The sequence below is a fragment of the Glycomyces mayteni genome (assembly GCF_042428885.1).
Classification (GTDB): Bacteria; Actinomycetota; Actinomycetes; order Mycobacteriales; family Micromonosporaceae; genus Glycomyces; species Glycomyces mayteni.
The window spans coordinates 325,988-344,937 of the sequence record NZ_JBHMBP010000002.1 but is presented as its reverse complement, the minus strand read 5'-3'; the positions used below and the strand labels follow the sequence as shown (position 1 = coordinate 344,937).

Below are 18,950 nucleotides of genomic sequence, written 5' to 3'. Positions count from 1 at the left end.
AACCCCGCCGCACCGCGGCAGGAGGCGGTATCGGACGCGGGGCGGCGTCCCCAGGCCGGAGGGACGCCGGACCGGAGAACCTCTGCGGCGGCGTCCCGATCCGGCGGGCCACTGGCCTGCACGTGCCGTTCGGCGGCCCGGCGCGGGGATGTCGGACCTGTGCGCATACTTGCCGTATGCGTGCTGGCCGCCTGGTGTCGATGATGCTGCTGCTCCAACAGCGCGGGCGGATGACCGCCGACGCGCTCGCGGCGGAGCTCGGCGTGTCCGTGCGCACCGTCTACCGCGACGCGGAGGCGCTCGCGGCCGCGGGCATCCCGATCTACGGGGAGAGCGGCCACGAGGGCGGCTACCGGCTCGTGGAGGGCTACCGGACCCGGCTGACCGGCGTCACCGAGACCGAGGCGGAGGCGCTCGTCCTCACGGGCGTGCCGCAGGCCGCCACGGACCTCGGCCTCCAGACCGAGCTCGCGGCCCTGGAGCTGAAGCTCTCGGCGGCGCTCTCGCCGCAGCAGCGGGACCGGGCCGAGCGGGCGCGGCGGCTGTTCCACCTCGACGTCGTGGCGTGGTTCCAGCGGTCGGAGACGGTGCCGATGCTTGCGACGGTCGCGAACGCGGCGTGGGAGCAGCGCGAGCTGAAAGTCCGGTACCGGCGATGGAAGGAGCCGCGCGAGGTCGAGCGGGTGCTCCGGCCGCTGGGGCTCGTCCTCAAGGGCGGCCGCTGGTACCTCGCGGCCTCGCAGGGGACGGGGCCGGTCCTGCCGTACAAGGTCGCGAACCTGCTGGCGGGCAGCAAGACCGACACGCCCTTCGAGCGCCCCGACGACTTCGACCTCGCCGCCTGGTGGGCCGACAACCTCACCGCCTTCGACGCCCGCCGCTACCGCGGCGAAGCCGTGGTCCGCTTCTCCCCCGAAGCCGTCGAACGCGCCCCCGACCACCTCGATGCCGACACCGTCGCCGCCATCGCCAAAGCCGACCGCGACGAACACGACTGGGCCGTCGCCACCATCCCCATCGAGACCGAATGGGTCGCCTCCGGCGACCTCATGAAACTCGCCGGAGTCGAAGTCCTCGAACCCCCCACCCTCCGCACCATGATACGCGAACGGGCGCAAGCGGCCCTCGACCTCCACAAGTAATCCGCGCCTCGGTCCGGGTTCGGCGGGCCGAACCCGGACCGAGGCGACGCCGCACTGTCGGACCCCGGTGTCACCCTTGTGCCGGGGGCCCAGCGCCCGCCACACCCGACCCCGGGGAACGGACGGCCCGCTGTCGGACCCCGCTGTCAGACCATGGCGTCGAGCCGCGGCGCCAGACCTCGCTGTCGGACCCCGGTGTCACTGTTGCATCGGGGGGCGCTCGTTCGCGACACTCCCGGGCGCGGGGCGCAGAGCGTCCTTCACCTTGCCGCGCAAGGAGAACGCCACGACCGTCATCGCCACGGCGCAGACCGCGCCGAGGAGGTAGAAGCCGTAGCGGATGTGGGTGGCGTCGGCGACCGCGGCGACCAGGACCGTCATCGCCGCGCTCAGGCCCAGGCCAGCAGCGTTCACCGCGCCGAAGAGGCGCCCGGCGCGGCGCTCGGGCACGGAGCGGAGCAGGATCGAGCGCAGGCCGACCCGCGACATGCCGACCATGAACGCCGCCGGAGGCACCGCGAGCAGCAGCACCGCCAGATGCAGCGGCAGCACGAACGACATGAGCGCGCACCCCACGCCCCCGACGACCGCCGCACGGAACTCCCCGAAACGCGCCCCCACCCGCGGGAACAGCGCCGCCGCCACGCAGAAGCCAAGGCCCGCAAGCGCATCGACGATCCCGTACACCCCCGCGCCCCGGTCGAACGCGTCGTAGACGAGGACGATCAGCGTCGTGTTGCTGACCATGATGAGCATCTGCCCGCACGCGTACAGCAGGCCCAGCCGCAGCAGCGGCGCGCCAGGCACCCCGTCGTCCGCCGCCGCGCGCTCCGCAGCGCCGGTCCGCGCCGGGGCTTTGCGCATGGCCCACAACGCGACCGCCGAGGCGAGAAACGTGACGCCGTTGAACATGAACAGCGGCGTGGTCCCCACGTAGTGGATCAGGATGCCCCCGAGCGCCGCCGACAGGAGCAGCCCGAGCTGCATCGCGATCTCGTAGTGCGCGCTGAACACCGCCGTCCGCGCCGGGTGCACGCGCTCCTTGATGAGCGCGCCGCCCGCGGGCGTGAACATCGCCGACAGCAGCGACAGCGCGAACGCCGTCCCGTACGCCACCGGCCCCGGATCGCCCCCGGCGATGATCCACACCGGCAGGAACGCCGCCGCGACGGCGCTCGCGAGGTCCGCGACAAGACAGAGCGTGCGCCGGTCGAAGCGGTCGGCGATCGAGCCGAACCACAGCGACAGCAGCGCGGGCGGGACCGAGACGAGGATGTACAGCCAGCCGACCGCCAGCGCGCTCTGCCCGGTCGTGAAGACGAGGACGGCGGCGGCGACGAGCTGGACGCCGTTGCCGAGGCTGGTGATGAACGTGGCGGGCAGGAGCAGGCGCTCGGCGCGGTTGCGGGGCGGCAGCACAGCAGGGCGGGCGGCCTGGGCGATGGTCGTCATGGGGAAGAGGATGCGGCAGGTCCACTGACAAAACGCGTCAGTGAAGTGCGGTTAGCTGGCTCACAACGAAGCCGGGCGGGCCGGAGCACAGTGCGCTCCGGCCCGCCCGGCGAGGCGAACGCAGGGTGTCCCGGGCGGGCTCCGCCCGGCGGGGTCGTCCTGCGGATCGGGCCCGATCCGCGGGACGGCCCTAGGCGCCCGTGTACTCCGCGAGGTGCTTGCCGGTGAGCGTCTGCTTCTGCCGCACCAGGTCGGCGGGGGTGCCCTCGAAGACGATCTTGCCGCCGTCGTGGCCCGCGCCGGGGCCGAGGTCGATGATCCAGTCGGCGTGGGCCATGACCGCCTGGTGGTGCTCGATGACGATCACGGACTTCCCGGACTCCACGAGCCGGTCGAGGAGCCCGAGGAGGTTCTCGACGTCGGCGAGGTGGAGGCCGGTGGTCGGCTCGTCGAGGATGTAGACGCCGCCCTTCTCCCCGAGGTGGGTGGCGAGCTTGAGGCGCTGGCGCTCGCCGCCGGAGAGGGTGGTGAGCGGCTGGCCGATCTTGATGTAGCCGAGGCCGACGTCGTTGAGGCGCTGCACGATCTTGTGCGCCGCGGGGACCTTCGCCTCGCCGTCGGCGAAGAACGCCGCGGCCTGGGCGACGGACATGCCGAGGACTTCGCTGATGTCGCGCCCGCCGAGCTTGTACTCCAGGACCGCGGCCTGGAACCGCTTCCCTTCGCAGTCTTCGCAGGTGGTGGAGACCGACGCCATGATGCCGAGGTCCATGTAGACGACGCCCGCGCCGTTGCAGGTGGGGCAGGCGCCCTCGGAGTTGGCGCTGAACAGGGCGGGCTTGACGCCGTTGGCCTTGGCGAAGGCCTTGCGGATCGGGTCGAGCAGGCCGGTGTAGGTCGCGGGGTTGGAGCGGCGCGAGCCCTTGATGGCGCCCTGGTCGATCGCGACGACGCCGTCCCGGCCGGCGACGGAGCCGTGGATGAGGGAGGACTTCCCGGACCCGGCGACGCCGGTGACGACGCACAGCACGCCGAGCGGGATGTCCACGTCGACGTCCTGGAGGTTGTTGTCGTTCGCGCCGCGCACCGCGAGCTTCCCGGAGGGCTCGCGGAGCTTCTCCTTGAGCTTCGCGCGGTCGTCGAGGTGGCGGCCGGTGAGCGTCCCGGATTTGCGGAGGTCGGCGACGGTGCCCTCGAACTGGACGGTGCCGCCGTCGGTGCCCGCGCCGGGGCCGAGGTCCACGACGTGGTCGGCGATGGCGATGGCCTCGGGCTTGTGCTCCACGACGAGGACGGTGTTGCCCTTGTCGCGCAGCTGGAGCAGGAGGTCGTTCATGCGCTCGATGTCGTGCGGGTGGAGGCCCACGGTGGGCTCGTCGAAGACGTACGTGACGTCGGTGAGCGAGGACCCGAGGTGGCGGATCATCTTGGTGCGCTGGGCCTCGCCGCCCGAGAGGGTGCCGGAGGGGCGGTCGAGGGAGAGGTAGCCGAGGCCGATCTCCACGAACGAGCCGAGGAGGTCGCGCAGAGACTTGAGGAGCGGCTCGACGGAGGGGTCCTTGAGGCCGGAGACCCAGGCGGCGAGGTCGGAGATCTGCATCTTGCAGGCGTCGGCGATCGAGACGCCGTCGATCTTGGAGGACCGGGCCTCGGGGCCCAGGCGGGTGCCCTCGCATTCGGGGCAGGTCTGGAAGGTGACGGCCCGCTCCACGAACGCGCGGATGTGGGGCTGCATCGCCTCGACGTCCTTGGAGAGGATCGACTTCTGGATCTTCGGGATGAGGCCCTCGAACGTGACGTTGATGCCCTCGGCCTTGATCTTGGTGGGCTCCTTGTAGAGCAGGTCGTGCAGTTCGCGCTTGTTGTACTTCTTGATCGGCTTGTCGGGGTCGAAGAACCCGGAGGCGCGGTAGATGCGCCCGTACCAGCCGTCCATGGAGTAGCCGGGGATGAGGATCGCGGACTCGTTGAGGGACTTCTCCTCGTCGTAGAGCGCGGTGAGGTCGAAGTCGTTGACCGAGCCGACGCCCTCGCAGCGGGCGCACATGCCGCCGAGCCGGTTGAAGCTCGCCTTCTCGGCGATGGTCTTGCCGCCGCGCTCGACGGTGATCGCGCCGGAGGCGGACACCGACGGGACGTTGAACGAGAACGCGCCGGGCCCGCCGATGTGCGGGTCGCCGAGGCGGCTGAAGAGGATGCGCAGGAGCGCGTTCGCGTCGGTCACGGTGCCGACGGTGGACCGGATGTTCGCGCCCATGCGCTCCTGGTCGACGATGATGGCCGTGGTCAGGCCGTCGAGGACGTCGACTTCGGGGCGGGCGAGCGTGGGCATGAAGCCCTGGACGAACGCCGAGTAGGTCTCGTTGATGAGCCGCTGCGACTCGGCGGCGATCGTGCTGAACACGAGCGAGCTCTTGCCCGAGCCGGACACGCCGGTGAAGGCGGTGAGGCGGCGCTTGGGCAGGTCGACGCTGACGTCCTTGAGGTTGTTCTCGCGTGCGCCCTGCACGCGGATCAGGTCATGCGCGTCGGCCGGGTTGGGTGTGTGTCCGGTGGCCATGGTGTCGTGGTCTCCATCTGTCTCCGGGGCCGGGGCGGCCCCCCGCCGAGACTACCGGCGGCGGGCGACAGTCCCGCGGGCGTCGCGAGCGGCAAGCGCCTACTTGCGGGGCTGGTTGAAGCGGAGCATGTTCCCGGCCGGGTCGCGGAACGCGCAGTCGCGCACCCCGTACGGCTGGTCCATGGGCTCCTGGAGGACGTCGGCCCCCGCGGCGCTGATCCGCTCGAAGGTCGCGTCGACGTCGTCGGTCTCGAAGATCACGCCGCGGAGCAGGCCCTTGGCGAGCAGCTCGTTCATGGCGGTGCGGTCGGCCTGGGAGGCGTTCGGGTCGGCGAGCGGCGGTTCGAGGACGATGTTCACGTCGGGCTGGTCGGGGGAGCCGACGGTGACCCACCGCATCCCCTCGAAGCCGACGTCGTTGCGGACCTCCATGCCGAGGACGTCCCGGTAGAAGGCGATGGCCTTGTCGTGGTCGTCGACGGCGATGAAGCACTGTGAAAGGTTGATGCTCATGTGACCAACCTACGAGGCCGCGGGGGGCTTCGCTTCTCGATTCCTGACCGGTCTCGTGTAGGCCTTCGCGATGCACGCGGGGATGTTCGCGCCGTTGTCGTGGTCGCGGGCCCGGTACGCGCTCGGGGACTCCCCCACGAGCTCGGTGAACCGCGTCGAGAACGTCCCCAGCGAGTTCACCCCGACCGCGAAGCACACCTCCGTGACGGTCATGTCACCGCGCCTGAGCAGGGCCTTCGCGCGCTCGATGCGGCGGGTCATGAGGTAGGAGTAGGGGGTCTCGCCGTACGCGGCGCGGAAGCTGCGCGAGAAGTGGCCCTGCGACATGAGCGCGATCCGCGCCAGCGCGGCGACGTCGAGCGGCTTCGCGTAGTCGCGGTCCATGGCGTCGCGGGCCTTGCGCAGCCGGGCGAGGTCCTCCAGGTCCATGCCGTCAGTTTCCCTCAAGGTAGGCGAGGACGGCGAGCACGCGGCGGTTGTCGTCCTCGGACTGGCCGAGGCCGAGCTTGCGGAAGACGTTCGCGGAGTGCTTGCCGACGGCCTTCTCGGTGATGAACAGGGACGCGGCGATGGCGGCGTTGGTGCGGCCCTCGGCCATGAGCCCGAGGACCTCCAGCTCGCGGGGGGTGAGGGGGTCGAGGCGGTTCTGCTGCTTGCCGAGGAGGCGGGCGACGACCTCGGGGTCCATGGCGGTGCCGCCGGCGGCGACGCGGCGGAGGGCCTCGATGAACTCGCCGACGTTGGAGATGCGGTCTTTCAGCAGGTAGCCGACGCCGCCGCGGCGGTCGCCGAGGAGTTCGCGGGCGTAGAGCTGCTCCACGTACTGGGAGAGGACGAGGATCGGGAGCGCGGGGATGTGGCGGCGGGCCTCGATGGCGGCGCGCAGGCCCTCGTCCTTGAAGGTCGGGGGGAGGCGGATGTCGACGACGGCGACGTCGGGGCGGTGCTTGAGGAGCGCGGCGGTGAGCGCGGGGCCGTTGTCGACGGCCTCGACGACGGTGAAGTCGTGCGCTTCGAGCATCCGGGTGAGGCCGTCGCGCAGGAGCGAGTGGTCTTCGGCGAGGACGACGTCCATCGTGGCTCCTTGCGTTCCGTTGTCCGGGCTCAGGTGCCGGACGCGCGCTTATTCTCGACCGCCGCCGGAGCGGCGGCGACGGCGGGGATGGTGAGGGTGACCGTGGTGGGCCCGCCTTCGGGGCTGTCGACGGTCAGGTTCCCGTCGAAGGCGGCGAGCCGCCGGGAGACGCCGTCGAGGCCGCCGCCGGAGGCGACGGTGGCGCCGCCGCGGCCGTCGTCGCGCACTTCGATGCGGACGAGGCCCTGCTCGTGGGTGACGACGACCTGCACCTGGCTGGCCTCGGCGTGCTTGGTGATGTTGGTGAGGACCTCGTTGGTGGCGAAGTACGCGGCGGCTTCGAGGGGCGCGGGGAGCTTCTCGCCGAGCCGGTCGACCACGGACACCGGGAGCGGGTGGTCGAGGGCCATGGCCTGGAGGGCGCCGGTGAGGCCGCGGTCGGCGAGGACGGGCGGGTGGATGCCGCGCACGAGGTCGCGGATCTCTTCGAGGGCGTCGGAGCAGGTCTGGCGGGCCTCGGCGACGAGGGCGACGGCCTGGTCGGGCCGGTTCTGGTGGAGGAGCTCCTCGGCCATGCCGAGGGTGAGGCTGAGGGCGGCGATGCGGCCCTGGGCGCCGTCGTGGAGGTCGCGTTCTATGCGGCGCAGCTCGGCGGCGGCGTAGTCGACGGTGAGGTCGCGGGAGTGTCGCAGCTCGGAGACGCGGGCGGTGAGGAGGGCTTTCGCGGTGGGGCCGAGGAGGAGCACGCCGAGGTGGGAGTACCAGCGCAGGAACAGCTCGCCCCAGCGCCACCAGGCGACGCCGCAGCCGAGCGCGAGGGGCACGAGCATGAGGGTCTTCGCGGGGGTGTCGAAGTCGTAGAAGCCGAAGTCGTTGACGCCGGGGTTGGGCGCGGTGTGGAACAGGGTGACGAGCAGGAGCGGCTGCACGAGGTAGTAGACGGCGACGGCGAACACGCCGAGGTACAGGAGGTTGACGAGGAACCCGAGGGTCGCGTCGATGGCGAGCCACGCGAAGTCGCGCCAGGTCGCGGCCTCGCGGACGAGCAGGAGCGCCTGCTGGTCGAGGCGGGCGCGCTTGGGGCGCTCGCGGTAGGGGACGGGGATGTCGACGCCGAGCTGCTCGCCGATCATGCGCCGCTGGGAGTTGGCCCAGACGCGGATGGCGAGGAACACGCCGACGGCGACGGGGATGCCGATCCAGAAGACGACGAGGACCCCGGTGGCGATCGCGGCCGCGAGGAGCACGGCGGCGATGAGCGTGAAGCTGAACCGCAGGACCGACCAGCCGGGGAGGGCCAGTCGGCGCGTGATCGGATGTGCCGGCATCGTCATGGTGCGGCAAGCCTACCCTTACAGGGGCCGCGACCTGCGGCGCTGTCGCGGCTAGGCTGAGGCGGAGGCAGAGAGGGGTCCGGATGGGGTCGTGGGCGCTCGTCACGGGCGCGTCGTCGGGCATCGGCGCGGCGTTCGCGCGGCAGCTCGCCGCGCGGGGCATGGACGTCGCCGTGGTGGCCCGCTCGCGCGGGAGGCTGGAGGCGCTCGCGGCGGAGCTGCGGGAGGCCCACGGCGTCGAGGCGCTGGTGGTCGCCGAGGACCTCGCGGTGCCCGACGCGGCCGACCGGGTCGCCGAGGCGGTCGCGGGCATCGAGGTCGAGGTCCTGGTCAACAACGCGGGGATCGGGACGTTCGGCCGGGACGTGTCGATCGGCGCCGAGTACGGCCGCGACACCGCGATGGTGAACGTCGTGGCGGTGACGGGCCTGGTCAAGCGGTTCCTGCCGGGCATGGTCGAGCGCGGCCACGGCGCGGTCGTGAACGTCGCGTCGATGGCGGGCTTCCAGCCGCAGCCGTACATGGCGCTGTACGCGGCCACGAAGGCGTTCGTCGTGAACTACAGCCTGGGCCTGTGGGCCGAGACCCGCGGCACGGGAGTGACAGTGCTCGCGGTGTGCCCGGGGCCGGTGGACACGGGCTTCCCGATCGCGAACGGCATCAAGTACGACCGGCGCCGCCTCGGCTGGCTCCTCGCGGAGCCCGAGAAGATCGTGCGGCAGTCGCTCAAGGCCCTCGACCGCGACAAGGGGTACGTGGTCCCCGACGGGAAGAACTGGCCGGAGGCGCACCTGCTGCCGCGGCGCCCGCGCAAGCTCATGACGCGCCTGATCGGCCTGGTGCTCAAGCGGTTCGCGGACTACCAGGACCGGTGAGGCCCCGCCGGGGCGGGGCCTCGGCGGCTCACTCCGCGCGGAGGTCGTCGAAGTGGACGGTGCCGGTGGCCTGCGCGCCGCCGTACCCGAGGTACAGGTAGAACGCGGAGACCTCCGCGAGGTGCGCGGCGTCGAGGAGCTCCCCGGCGTGGCCGGTGTCCCACGGCGCGGGCCGGAAGTCCGCGAACGGCATGGCGAGGTCTTGGCCGGTCGTGTCCCCGAGGCCGGTGTTGTACTCGAAGTAGGCGCCCTTGGCGACGATCTGGAACGTCGCCCCGTTGGTGGACCCGTCGCCCCGCAGCCAGGCCTTGAACGCGGTGAACGCGGACCAGTCGGCGCCCACGGTCTTCCCGATGCCGGTGTACCCGGCGGCGGTGAAGTCGTAGGCGTACGCGAGCCCGTACCTCCCTCCCGCCTTGTGCTCGGTGGAGTGGGTGAGCGTGTTGGCGTTGACGTGGCTGTAGGCCTCCGAGAGCGAGGGGTCGTCGCCCGCGTAGGACTCGAAGTCGTCGACCCATCCGGCGGGGAGGGGCGCGACCTCGCCGAGGAGCACGTCCGCGGCGTCGGTGTAGGCGGTGCCGTCCACTTTGGCGGACACGGTGATCGCGACCTTGCGGTTGTCGAGCCAGGCCGGGTCGATGCTCCAGGTCCCGGAGTGGTAGCCGTCGGCGTCCAGGCGCAGCGCCACGGGCGTGCCGCCGTCGATCGCGTACGTGACTTTCCGCGAGGTCCCGGAGGTGAGGCGGACGCGGATCGTGGTGGAGGACCCGGTGATCCGCTGCCGGTCGGTGGGGGTGGCGAGGTGGAGGAACGGGGCGTTCGGGACCGCGGAGGTGCGGGCGTCGTACACGCCGTCGAGGTCGGACGCGAACAGCGAGTACGGGTCCTCGTGGTAGGCGACGAAGTCCGGTTCCATGGCGTGCCCGGGGAAGGGCACGTACGCGCGGTTGGTGCCGCCGAAGTTCGCCCACGTGAGCATGTGGGAGACGCGGCTCGCGGCCGGGTCGGCCTTGAGGGCGGCGAGCAGGTCGGTGAACCAGGTGAGGTCCCGTCCCTCCTCTCCGGACTCGCCGAACTCGGTGAACGCGGGGATCTTCCCGCGCTCCTCGGCGAGGCCCACGACCATCGCGAGGTCCTGGACGGTGGCGGCGAGCCACTCGGCCGAGCCGGCGGTCCCGTCGTAGGCGTCGTACCCGAGGACGTCCACGAACTCGTCGCCCGGGTAGGTCATCAGGTAGTTCGTCGGGTCGCCGCCGAACGCGGAGTTCGGGGAGTACGAGTACAGGAGGTTGCGCACGCGTTTGCGGTCGCGCAGGTACTCCACGGTGTACCGGAAGACCTCGATGAACTCCGCGGAGGTGGTGTGCCCGGCGCCCCACCAGAACCAGCCGCCGTTGTTCTCGTGGAAGGGCCGGAAGACCACGGGGATGAGCGTGCCGTCGGCGCGCTTGGCGCCCTTGACGCCCGCGGCGATCCGGTCGAGGAACGCGTTGAAGTCGGCGTGCTTGGGACCCCCGGGGAGGATCTGGCTCACCACGCGCCCGGCGGTGTCCCAGAAGTTCCCGCCGGTCACGAAGTTGTACAGGTGCGCGGAGAGGACGTTGATGCCGCCGCGCGCGTCGCTCTCCTTGAGCGCGTACGAGAGTGCGGCGATGTTCTCCTCGACGGTGCCGCCGTACACGCCGGGCTTCTGGAAGCCGTCGAGGATGAGGGTGTCCCAGCCGAACACGGCCGGGTAGTCGCCGGTGACGGCCTCCACATCGGAGGCGTACCCGTCCATCTGTCCGAACGTGAACCCGTCGGAGAGGGTGTGCTCGTGGCCGAACATGATGCCGGCGCCCTGGGTCTGGCGCAGGTACTGGAACAGGGCCCGGGTCTCGCGGGTGGCCTTGTCGTCCACGAGGTCCACGGGGGTCGGCCGGCCTGCGGCGGATGCCGGGGCCGGCAGGCCGGCCACGGCGGCCGCGGCGGCCCCCATGGCGATGACCGCGCGCCGTGGCGCGCGGGGGGAGGTGTCAGACACTTGCGTCTCCTTCTGCGGAGGGGATGGCAGGGATGTGAGCAGGCGAAACAGGCACTGAATCGGTTAAGCGACCCCATCATAGACATTGGAGTATGTCTATGTCAATGAACGGAATCGGCTCGGGCGCAGCAAAAGGGCGGCGGGAGGCCCGCCGCCCTTGGGAGTCGCAGTCCTACGCGAGGACGCGCGCGATCGACAGCCCGTCGTAGCCCTTGACGCCCACGGTCTGCACGACCGTGCCCTCCAGCCGCGGGTCCGCGGCGACCTGCTCCAGGTACGAGCGCACGCCCTGCACGTTCGGGTCGCGGCTGAGCCCGTCGGCGACGGCCCCGCCGCGCACCACGTTGTCGGCGATGATGAGGCCGCCCGGCCGGGTCAGCTTCAGCGCCCAGTCGAGGTAGACCGGGTACCCGCCCTTGTCGGCGTCGATGAACACCATGTCGAACGGCTCGCCGCCCTCCTGGGCGAGCTTCGGGAGGGTCTCGGCGGCGGCGCCGACGCGGATCTCCACGGTCCCCACGAGCCCGGCGCGCGCGACGTTGCCGCTGGCGACCTCCGCGTGCCGCGGGCTGTACTCCAGGCTCACGAGGTGCCCGTCCGCGGGCAGCGCCCGCGCCATCCAGATCGCACTGTAGCCCCCGAGCGTGCCGACCTCAAGGATGCGCTTGGCGCCCAGGGTCTTCGCGAGCAGGTAGAGGAGCTTGCCCTGCGCGGGGGAGACGGAGATCGGCGGCAGCCCGGCCCGCTGCGCGGCGGCCGTGGCCCCGGCGAGGGCGTCGTCCTCTCCCACGAGCAGCGATCCGAGGAACGCGTCGACTTCGGTCCATTGCCCCTGGCCCATTGTTCGCCCCTTCCGACGGGTCCGAGAACGTCGATGAAACGCTATCACCGCGGCCCCGCCGGACTCGCTCCGTTAAATTCGGACTTTCCAGGCGAGTAGGACGAACGCGTTATCATGTCCCAGCCTGGGGAGCGCCCGGAATGGTACCGCGAATGGGTGAAGCCTGTTGTTGTAATTACGACATTGACGGAAGATTAACGGTGGTCTTTTGTCGGATTTTGCCCCTGAATCAGCGGAACGCGCCGGGCTCGGTCTTGCCGATCGTCGTACGGCGCAACGGCTTGAATGATAGACCTGAGTCACGACTTGTTCGCGGTCGCGAAACCGGTGCTCCGGTGCGGCGGCGGGCTGGAATGACGGCCGGCTTCGGGGGAGCCGGCCGCACACTGGGGGGTAACGCTATGAGCATGGCACGATCGGCGACAGTCGATATCGGCACCACCATGCGGCTCGTCGCGCCCGATTTCGCGACGGTGAGTGTGCGCGCGAGTCTGCGATACGACCCGGACGACCCTTACGCGGTCTGCGTCATGTTCCATCCGGACGGGACGGACGCCGACCAGGTGGCCTGGTCCTTCTCCCGGGAACTGCTCGCGAAGGGACTTGAGGAGCCCACCGGCATCGGCGACGTGCGCGTCTGGCCCTGGACCACCCCGCGGGGCGAGTCGGTGGCCCTGGCGCTCTCCTCGCCCGACGGGAACGCCCTCTTCGAGATCAACCGCGGCGTGGTGCAGCGCTTCCTCCGCCGGGCGTACAGCCTGGTCCCGCGCGGCCGCGAATCGGGCTATGTGGACATGGACACCACCCTCACGAAGCTGCTCGCCGGCGGTGTGTAGCCGCCGCAGGCGAACAAGCGAAAGGGCGGACCGGGGAGACCCGGCCCGCCCTTCCGCGTCCGGGCTAGCTGCGCAGCAGCGCGGCCGTCTGGGAGGCGATCTCGCCCTCCTCGTTGGTGGGGATGACCATCACCGTGATCGGCGACTGCGGCGTCGAGATGACCGGCCCGCCCGCGGCGTTCGCGGCCTCGTCGAGGTCCACGCCGAGCGCCACCAGCGACGACAGGGCCTGCGCGCGGACCTCGGCGCTGTTCTCGCCGATCCCCGCGGTGAACGCGATCGCGTCGGCGCCGCCGAGCGCCGCGATGTACGAGCCGATGTACTTGCGGATGCGGTAGCAGTAGATCTCCAACGCCACCTGCGCCGCCCGGTCCCCCGCGGCGGCGGCCCGCTCGATCGCCCGGTTGTCCTGGTGCCCGCTCAGCGCGAGCATCCCCGACTCCTTGTTCAAGGCCGCGTCGAGGTCCGCGAAGCTCGCGCCGGTCTGGCGGTGCATGTGGAAGACGATCGCCGGGTCGATGTCGCCCGAGCGCGTCCCCATGACGAGCCCTTCGAGCGGCGTCAGCCCCATCGACGTGTCGATCGAGCGGCCCCGCTCGACCGCGGTCACCGACGCGCCGTTGCCCAGGTGCGCCACGATCACGTTGACGGCCTTGGGGCTCTTGCCGAGCATCTCCGCGGCCTTGCGCGAGACGTACGCGTGGGAGGTCCCGTGGAAGCCGTACCGGCGCACCCCGTGCTCCTCGCGCCACGCGCTCGGCACCGCGTACAGGTGCGCCCGCTCGGGCACCGTCGCGTGGAACGCGGTGTCGAACACGGCGACCTGCGGGAGCTTCGGGAAGAGCTTCCGCGCGGTGCGGATGCCCTCCAGGTTCGCGGGGTTGTGCAGGGGCGCGAGCGCCGACAGCTCGTCGATGGCGCGCTCGACCTCGTCGTCGACGACGACGGGCTGCACGAACCGCTCGCCGCCGTGGACGACGCGGTGCGCGACCGCGATCAGCCCGGCGTCCGCCAGCGGCGTCCCGGCGTCCTCGAAGGCCGCGACCATCGCCTCCAGGCCCTCGCCGTAGTCGGCGAGGCGCCCCTCCCGCACGGCCCTCTCCCCCGCGTGCCGGTGGGTGAGGACCGAATCGGACTGTCCGATGCGCTCGATCAGGCCCGAGGTCGACGCCTCCATCGTCTCGCCGTCGACCAGCTGGTACTTGATCGACGAGGAACCGGAGTTGATCACCAGGACCGGTGCGCCCATGGCACTTCCCCTCTAGAGCGCCCGCGCTCAGGCGGTCTGGCTCGCTTGGATCGCGGTGAGCGCGACCGTGTTGACGATGTCCGGCACGGTGGCGCCGCGCGACAGGTCGTTGACCGGCTTGCGCAGGCCCTGGAGCACCGGGCCGACCGCGACGGCGTTCGCCGAGCGCTGCACCGCCTTGTACAGGTTGTTGCCGGTGTTCAGGTCCGGGACGATGAAGACGGTGGCCTTCCCGGCGACCTGCGAGTCCGGGAGCTTCGTGCCTGCGACGCCGGCGTCGGCGGCGGCGTCGTACTGGATCGGTCCCTCCACCGGAAGGTCGGGTCTGCGGGCGCGGACGATCTCGGTCGCCGCCCGGACCTTGTCCACGGCTTCGCCGTGGCCGGAGGTGCCGGTCGAGTAGGAGAGCATCGCCACCCGCGGTTCCACGCCGAACTCGGCGGCGGTGCCTGCCGAGGATAGCGCGATGTCGGCGAGCTGCTCGGCATCGGGGTTCGGGTTGACCGCGCAGTCCCCGTAGACGAGGACGCGGTCTTCGAGGCACATGAAGAACACCGAGGAGACCACCGCGACCTCGGGCCGGGTCTTGATGATCTCGAACGAGGGCCGGATGGTGTGGGCCGTGGTGTGGACCGCGCCGGAGACCATCCCGTCGGCCATGCCGGTGTGGACCATCATCGTCCCGAAGTACGACACGTCGGCGACCTGGTCGTACGCGGCCTCCTCGGTGACGCCCTTGTGGGCGCGCAGCCGCGCGTACTCCTTCGCGAACCGCTCGCGGATCTCGTGGTCGCCGGGGTTGAGGATCGCGGCCCCGGCGATGTCGACGCCGAGCTGCGCGGCCTGCGAGCGGATCTCCGCCTCGGAGCCGAGGAGCGTCAGGCGGGCCACGTCGCGGCGCATGAGGATCTCGGCGGCCTTGAGGATGCGCGGCTCGGCGCCCTCGGGGAGCACGATGTGCTTGTCGAGGGCCTTGGCGCGCCCCAGCATCGAGTGCTCGAACATGATCGGCGTGACGACCGTGGGCTTGGCGAGCGCGAGCCGGTCGAGCAGGTCGTCCCCGTCGACGCCCGCGGCGAAGTCCTCCAGGGCGCGGGTGATCTTGCGCTGGCCGCCCGCGGCGAGGGAGCCGGTGACGTCGCCGACGAGGTTGGCCATGTCGAACGTGTCGTGCGGGACGAGCGCGATCGGCAGGCGCGAGTCGAGGCCGGCGACGATGTCGAGGATCTGCGGTTCGGGCCGGATGCCGCCGGTGAGGAACACCGCGGAGAGGCTCGGGGTGCCTTCGGCGAGGTGGGCGGCGATGAGGCCGAGGAGGACCTCGGAGCGGTCGCCGGGGAGGATCACGGCCTTGTCGTCGGCGAGGCGCGTGAGGAGGTTCGGGAGGGTCATGGCCGCGACGACGACGTCGCCGACGGTGCGGGTGAACACGTCGGGGTCGCCGGAGATGAGCGTGCCGTCGGCGGCCTCGATGAGCTCGCCGACGGTGGGGGCGACGAGCTCGGCGTCCTCGGCGACGACGCCGGTGCCCGGGTGGGCCTCCTTGAGGAGCGCGGCGTCGGCGGGTTCGACGCGGTTGACGACGGTGCCCAGCACCGTGGCGTGGTCGGCTTCGGCCTGCGCGGTGCCGAAGCGGAGCGCGGCGGCGATGTCGGCGGGGGTCTTGCGGTGGCCGGTGACGATGAGGAGCATCGGCGAGGCGAGGTTGACGGCGACGCGCGTGTTGTACGCGAACTCGACCGGGGAGGAGACGTCGGAGAAGTCGGAGCCGACGACGAGGACGACCTCGTGCTTGTCGGCGAGTTCGTGGTAGCGCTCGACGATCTGGGTGAGCGCGGCCTCGGCGTCGGCGCGGACGTCCGAATAGGTCACGCCGACCGAGGAGGCGTAGGAGGCGGGGAGGCGGTACTGGTCGCGGAGGAGGGTGATGATCGGGTCGCCGGCGGCCGTATGGTCGTCGCGGACGATGGGGCGGTAGACGGCGACTGAGCCGGCGCGCCTGGTGAGCAGGTCCATGACGCCGACGGCCACCGTCGATTTGCCGCTGCCGGGGTCCAGGCTGGCGAGGTAGAGACTTTGAGCCACGGCTCCAACGCTATCCACCCCGTGCGCGCCCCGCAGGCGATCTGCGCCCCGGCTCACCTGTGAGCTTCGGCGTGACCGCCCGCGGACGAGGGTGGGCGGGTGGGGACGTCCATCCCTAGCCCCCACCCGCCCGGGGAAGAGGATAGGCCCCCATCCTTCCCCCCGGGTCCGACAAGAACGGCCGCGAGCGGCCGTCTTGTCGCCCGGAAGCGGGAGCGGACGCGAGCGCTACTCGGCGAAGCCGCCTTCGGGGACCGGGACGGGCGGCGGGGTGCCGACGTAGCGGGCGCGGGGGCGGATGATCTTGGAGTCGCGGGCCTGTTCGAGGATGTTCGCGGACCAGCCGACGACGCGGCTGGTCGTGAACGTCGGGGTGAACATGGGGCGCGGGACGCCCGCGAGCTCCATGACCACGCCCGCGTAGAACTCGACGTTCGTGTAGAGCTTGCGGCCGGGCTTGACCTCGGCGAGGATCTCGACCACGCGGCGCTCCACGGTCTTCGCGAAGTCCACGATGTCGCCGCCGAACTCGTCGGCGACGTCGCGCAGGTGCAGCGAGCGCGGGTCGTCGGTCTTGTAGACGGCGTGGCCGAAGCCCATGATGCGGCGTCCGGACTCCAGTTCGCCGCGGATCCACGCGTCGATGTTGTCGGGGCCGCCGATCGCGTCGAGCGCGTCGAGGGCCCGCGCGGGGGCGCCGCCGTGGAGCGGCCCGGAGAGGGCGCCGATCGCGCCGACGAGGGCCGCGCCGGTGTCGGCGCCGGTGGAGGCGATGACGCGGGCGGTGAACGTGGAGGCGTTGAAGCCGTGGTCGATCGTGAGGATCAGGTAGTGCTCGATGGCGCGCGCGGCCTCGGGCGAGGGGACCTCGCCGGTCATCATGTACAGGTAGTTCGCGGCGTAGCCGAGGTCCTCGCGCGGGTCCAGCGGCTCCTCGCCCCGGCCGAGGCGCCACATGGCGGTGAGGATCGCGGGGGTGACGGCGCACGCGAACAGGGCGTCGTCGGCGCGGGCGGCCTCGTCGATGTCGAGGACGGGCTTCATGGGGCGGGCGGCGCACGCGGCCGACAGGGCGGTGCGCAGGCCGTCGAGGGGGGACGCGGCGGCGAGGTGCGGGAGCAGGTCGCGCAGTTGCGGGGTGAGGGTGCGGTAGGGGGCGACCTGGGCCTTGAAGGCGTCGAGCTGCGCGCGGGTGGGCAGCTCGGCGTGGGTCATGAGGTACCAGACCTGCTCGAACGAGCAGTGCTTGGCGAGCTCGACGGCGTTGTACTGGCGGTAGTGGTAGAAGCCCTCCTCGCCGCGGACGTCGCCTATCTCGGTGTCCGCGACTATGACGCGGTCGAGGCCCTTGGGGACTTCGATGAATTCGGGCATTGGGTCCTCCTCCGCTCGGTTTCGTTGCCAGCCTAGTGGATTTCGCGCCGGAAAGGCCCGAACGGCCACCCCGGACCGGCCGGCTGGCAAGCGGCCGTCAGACTGGAGCGCGTGGAACCCGGAACACTCCTCGCCGGCCGCTACCGGCTGGACCGGCCCATCGACTCAGGCGCCATGGGCGCGGTCTGGCGGGCCAGGGACGAGCGGCTCGACCGCGACGTCGCCGTGAAGATCCTCCTGCCCGGCCTCGACGGGGCCGGCGAGCGGTTCGAGCGGGAGGCGAAGACCCTCGCGAGCCTCAAGGGCCCCAACTACGTCGAGGTGTACGACTACGGCGAGGAGCTCGACGGGGACCGCACGGTGCAGTTCCTGGCGATGGAGCTGGTCGAGGGCGTCTCGCTGGCGCGGCTGCTCGCGCGCGAGGAGCGCCTGGACCCGGACCGGACGATGCGGATCATCGCCGAGGCGGCCGACGCGCTCGGCGCGGCGCACCGCCGCAAGGTGGTCCACCGGGACGTCAAGCCCGCGAACCTGCTCATCGACGCCGACGACCGGGTCCGGGTGGTGGACTTCGGGATCTCGCTGCTGGTGGACCGCTCGCGGCTGACCGACTCCAAGGAAGTGCTGGGGACCGTCCCGTACGTCTCGCCCGAGCGGCTGCGGAACCAGGACGTCACCGGCAGCTCGGACCTGTACTCGCTCGGCGCGGTCGCGTACGAGTGCCTGGCGGGGACGCCGCCGTTCCCGGCGCGCGACCCCATGGCGGTCATCCACAGCCACCTGTACGAGGAGCCCCCGGCGCTGCCGGACTCGGTGCCCGCGCCGGTCGCCTCGGTGGTCGCACGGTCGCTGCGCAAAGCCCCGGACGAGCGCTGGGAGTCGGGCGAGCAGCTCGCGGAGGCGTGCCGGGCCGCGGTGACCGGGGAGATCCCGATCCCGCCTCCCGAGGCGCCCGGGGTCCCGGCGGCTCCGGTGGACCCGGAGGAGCCCGGCAAGGGGCGGCGTCGGCGCATGGCGCTGGTGGCGGCCGCGGTCGTGCTGGCGGCGGCCGTGTTCGGGATCGTGGCGTGGAGCCCGTGGACCGGCGACGGCCCGCAGGGCGGCGAGGACGAGTCCACGGTGGAGGCCGCGGCGCACACCTCGGAGGCGGTGGAGACGACGGCCTCGCCGGACCCGACGCCGTCGGGGTCCGCATCGGAGTCCCCTGACGCGGAGGAGTCCGAGGCCGCGGGAGGCACCGAGGACGGCGGCTCCGAAGGGGACTCGGGCGAGACCAGCGGAGGCGGGGCGACCGAGGAGGAGGACGCGGACGAGCCGAAGTCCGGGACCACGGAGCTGCCCGACGTGACCGGCCGGACCACGTTCGACGCCCGCGACTACCTTGAGGGCCTTGGGTTCGGCAACGTCGTCGCCGACGTCGGCTACTACGCGATCACCCCCGAGCCCGCGCACTGCACCGTGGTGCAGCAGTTCCCGAGCGCGGGGTCCACGGTCGACTACGCCGACCAGGTCACCCTCTCGTACCACAGCCGCAACGCCGAGGGCACCTCGTGCGAGTGGTGAGCCGTTCGGGTTGACCGGCCGGGCCCCG

The 18,950-nt window shown here is 71.7% G+C and carries 15 protein-coding genes; 4 read left to right on the top strand and 11 right to left on the bottom strand.

The window, feature by feature from the left end; translation table 11 throughout:
• The first annotated feature begins 176 nt into the window (after positions 1 to 176).
• Positions 177 to 1,142: a helix-turn-helix transcriptional regulator gene (locus ACFFXY_RS08260; RefSeq protein ID WP_382348223.1), complete on the top strand. Its 966-nt coding sequence runs from the start codon at positions 177 to 179 to the stop codon at positions 1,140 to 1,142.
• A gap of 198 nt (positions 1,143 to 1,340) precedes the next feature.
• Here the strand turns inward: ACFFXY_RS08260 and ACFFXY_RS08255 are convergent, their stop codons facing one another.
• The 6 genes from ACFFXY_RS08255 to ACFFXY_RS08230 form a co-directional block, all read right to left on the bottom strand.
• A complete protein-coding gene (locus ACFFXY_RS08255) occupies positions 1,341 to 2,594 on the bottom strand; it encodes an MFS transporter (protein WP_382348220.1) in 1,254 nt (417 codons plus the stop codon).
• 190 nt (positions 2,595 to 2,784) lie between these two features.
• Complete coding sequence (locus ACFFXY_RS08250; RefSeq protein ID WP_382348217.1) at positions 2,785 to 5,154, bottom strand: ATP-binding cassette domain-containing protein; 2,370 nt, start codon at positions 5,152 to 5,154, stop codon at positions 2,785 to 2,787.
• Positions 5,155 to 5,253: 99 nt separating this feature from the next.
• The gene (locus ACFFXY_RS08245; protein ID WP_382348214.1) at positions 5,254 to 5,667 is read right to left on the bottom strand and encodes a VOC family protein; all 414 of its coding nucleotides are present in this window, start codon (positions 5,665 to 5,667) and stop codon (positions 5,254 to 5,256) included.
• A gap of 9 nt (positions 5,668 to 5,676) precedes the next feature.
• Positions 5,677 to 6,096, bottom strand: coding sequence for a helix-turn-helix transcriptional regulator (locus ACFFXY_RS08240; RefSeq protein ID WP_382348212.1), 420 nt, complete (start codon positions 6,094 to 6,096; stop codon positions 5,677 to 5,679).
• Positions 6,097 to 6,100: 4 nt separating this feature from the next.
• Positions 6,101 to 6,742 (bottom strand): LuxR C-terminal-related transcriptional regulator, encoded by a 642-nt coding sequence (locus tag ACFFXY_RS08235; protein ID WP_360050736.1) that lies wholly within the window; start codon positions 6,740 to 6,742, stop codon positions 6,101 to 6,103.
• A 29-nt stretch (positions 6,743 to 6,771) separates the two neighbouring features.
• Positions 6,772 to 8,076 carry a sensor histidine kinase gene (locus ACFFXY_RS08230; protein WP_382348209.1) on the bottom strand — a complete coding sequence of 435 codons (1,305 nt, stop codon included), beginning with the start codon at positions 8,074 to 8,076 and terminating at the stop codon, positions 6,772 to 6,774.
• Positions 8,077 to 8,159: 83 nt separating this feature from the next.
• Here ACFFXY_RS08230 and ACFFXY_RS08225 point away from each other — a divergent pair, with 83 nt between their 5' ends.
• Positions 8,160 to 8,951 (top strand): SDR family NAD(P)-dependent oxidoreductase, encoded by a 792-nt coding sequence (locus tag ACFFXY_RS08225; RefSeq protein ID WP_382348207.1) that lies wholly within the window; start codon positions 8,160 to 8,162, stop codon positions 8,949 to 8,951.
• Between the two features lie 28 nt (positions 8,952 to 8,979).
• Here the strand turns inward: ACFFXY_RS08225 and ACFFXY_RS08220 are convergent, their stop codons facing one another.
• Positions 8,980 to 10,974: a glycosyl hydrolase gene (locus ACFFXY_RS08220; protein ID WP_382348205.1), complete on the bottom strand. Its 1,995-nt coding sequence runs from the start codon at positions 10,972 to 10,974 to the stop codon at positions 8,980 to 8,982.
• Positions 10,975 to 11,146: 172 nt separating this feature from the next.
• Entirely contained in the window at positions 11,147 to 11,815 is a 669-nt protein-coding gene (locus ACFFXY_RS08215) for an O-methyltransferase (RefSeq protein ID WP_382348203.1), read from the bottom strand.
• A 401-nt stretch (positions 11,816 to 12,216) separates the two neighbouring features.
• On the opposite strand from ACFFXY_RS08215, the gene ACFFXY_RS08210 reads away from it, so the two are divergent.
• On the top strand, positions 12,217 to 12,651 hold the full coding sequence (locus ACFFXY_RS08210) for an SsgA family sporulation/cell division regulator (protein ID WP_091043033.1): 435 nt from the start codon (positions 12,217 to 12,219) through the stop codon (positions 12,649 to 12,651).
• Between the two features lie 64 nt (positions 12,652 to 12,715).
• Here the strand turns inward: ACFFXY_RS08210 and ACFFXY_RS08205 are convergent, their stop codons facing one another.
• The 3 genes from ACFFXY_RS08205 to ACFFXY_RS08195 form a co-directional block, all read right to left on the bottom strand.
• A complete protein-coding gene (locus ACFFXY_RS08205; RefSeq protein ID WP_382348201.1) occupies positions 12,716 to 13,900 on the bottom strand; it encodes an acetate/propionate family kinase in 1,185 nt (394 codons plus the stop codon).
• 27 nt (positions 13,901 to 13,927) lie between these two features.
• A complete protein-coding gene (pta, locus tag ACFFXY_RS08200) occupies positions 13,928 to 15,985 on the bottom strand; it encodes a phosphate acetyltransferase (protein WP_382348199.1) in 2,058 nt (685 codons plus the stop codon).
• 228 nt (positions 15,986 to 16,213) lie between these two features.
• Positions 16,214 to 17,359 (bottom strand): citrate/2-methylcitrate synthase, encoded by a 1,146-nt coding sequence (locus ACFFXY_RS08195; protein WP_382348196.1) that lies wholly within the window; start codon positions 17,357 to 17,359, stop codon positions 16,214 to 16,216.
• Positions 17,360 to 17,470: 111 nt separating this feature from the next.
• Between ACFFXY_RS08195 and ACFFXY_RS08190 the strand changes: the two genes are divergently transcribed.
• Complete coding sequence (locus ACFFXY_RS08190; protein ID WP_382348193.1) at positions 17,471 to 18,922, top strand: serine/threonine protein kinase; 1,452 nt, start codon at positions 17,471 to 17,473, stop codon at positions 18,920 to 18,922.
• Positions 18,923 to 18,950: the final 28 nt, after the last annotated feature.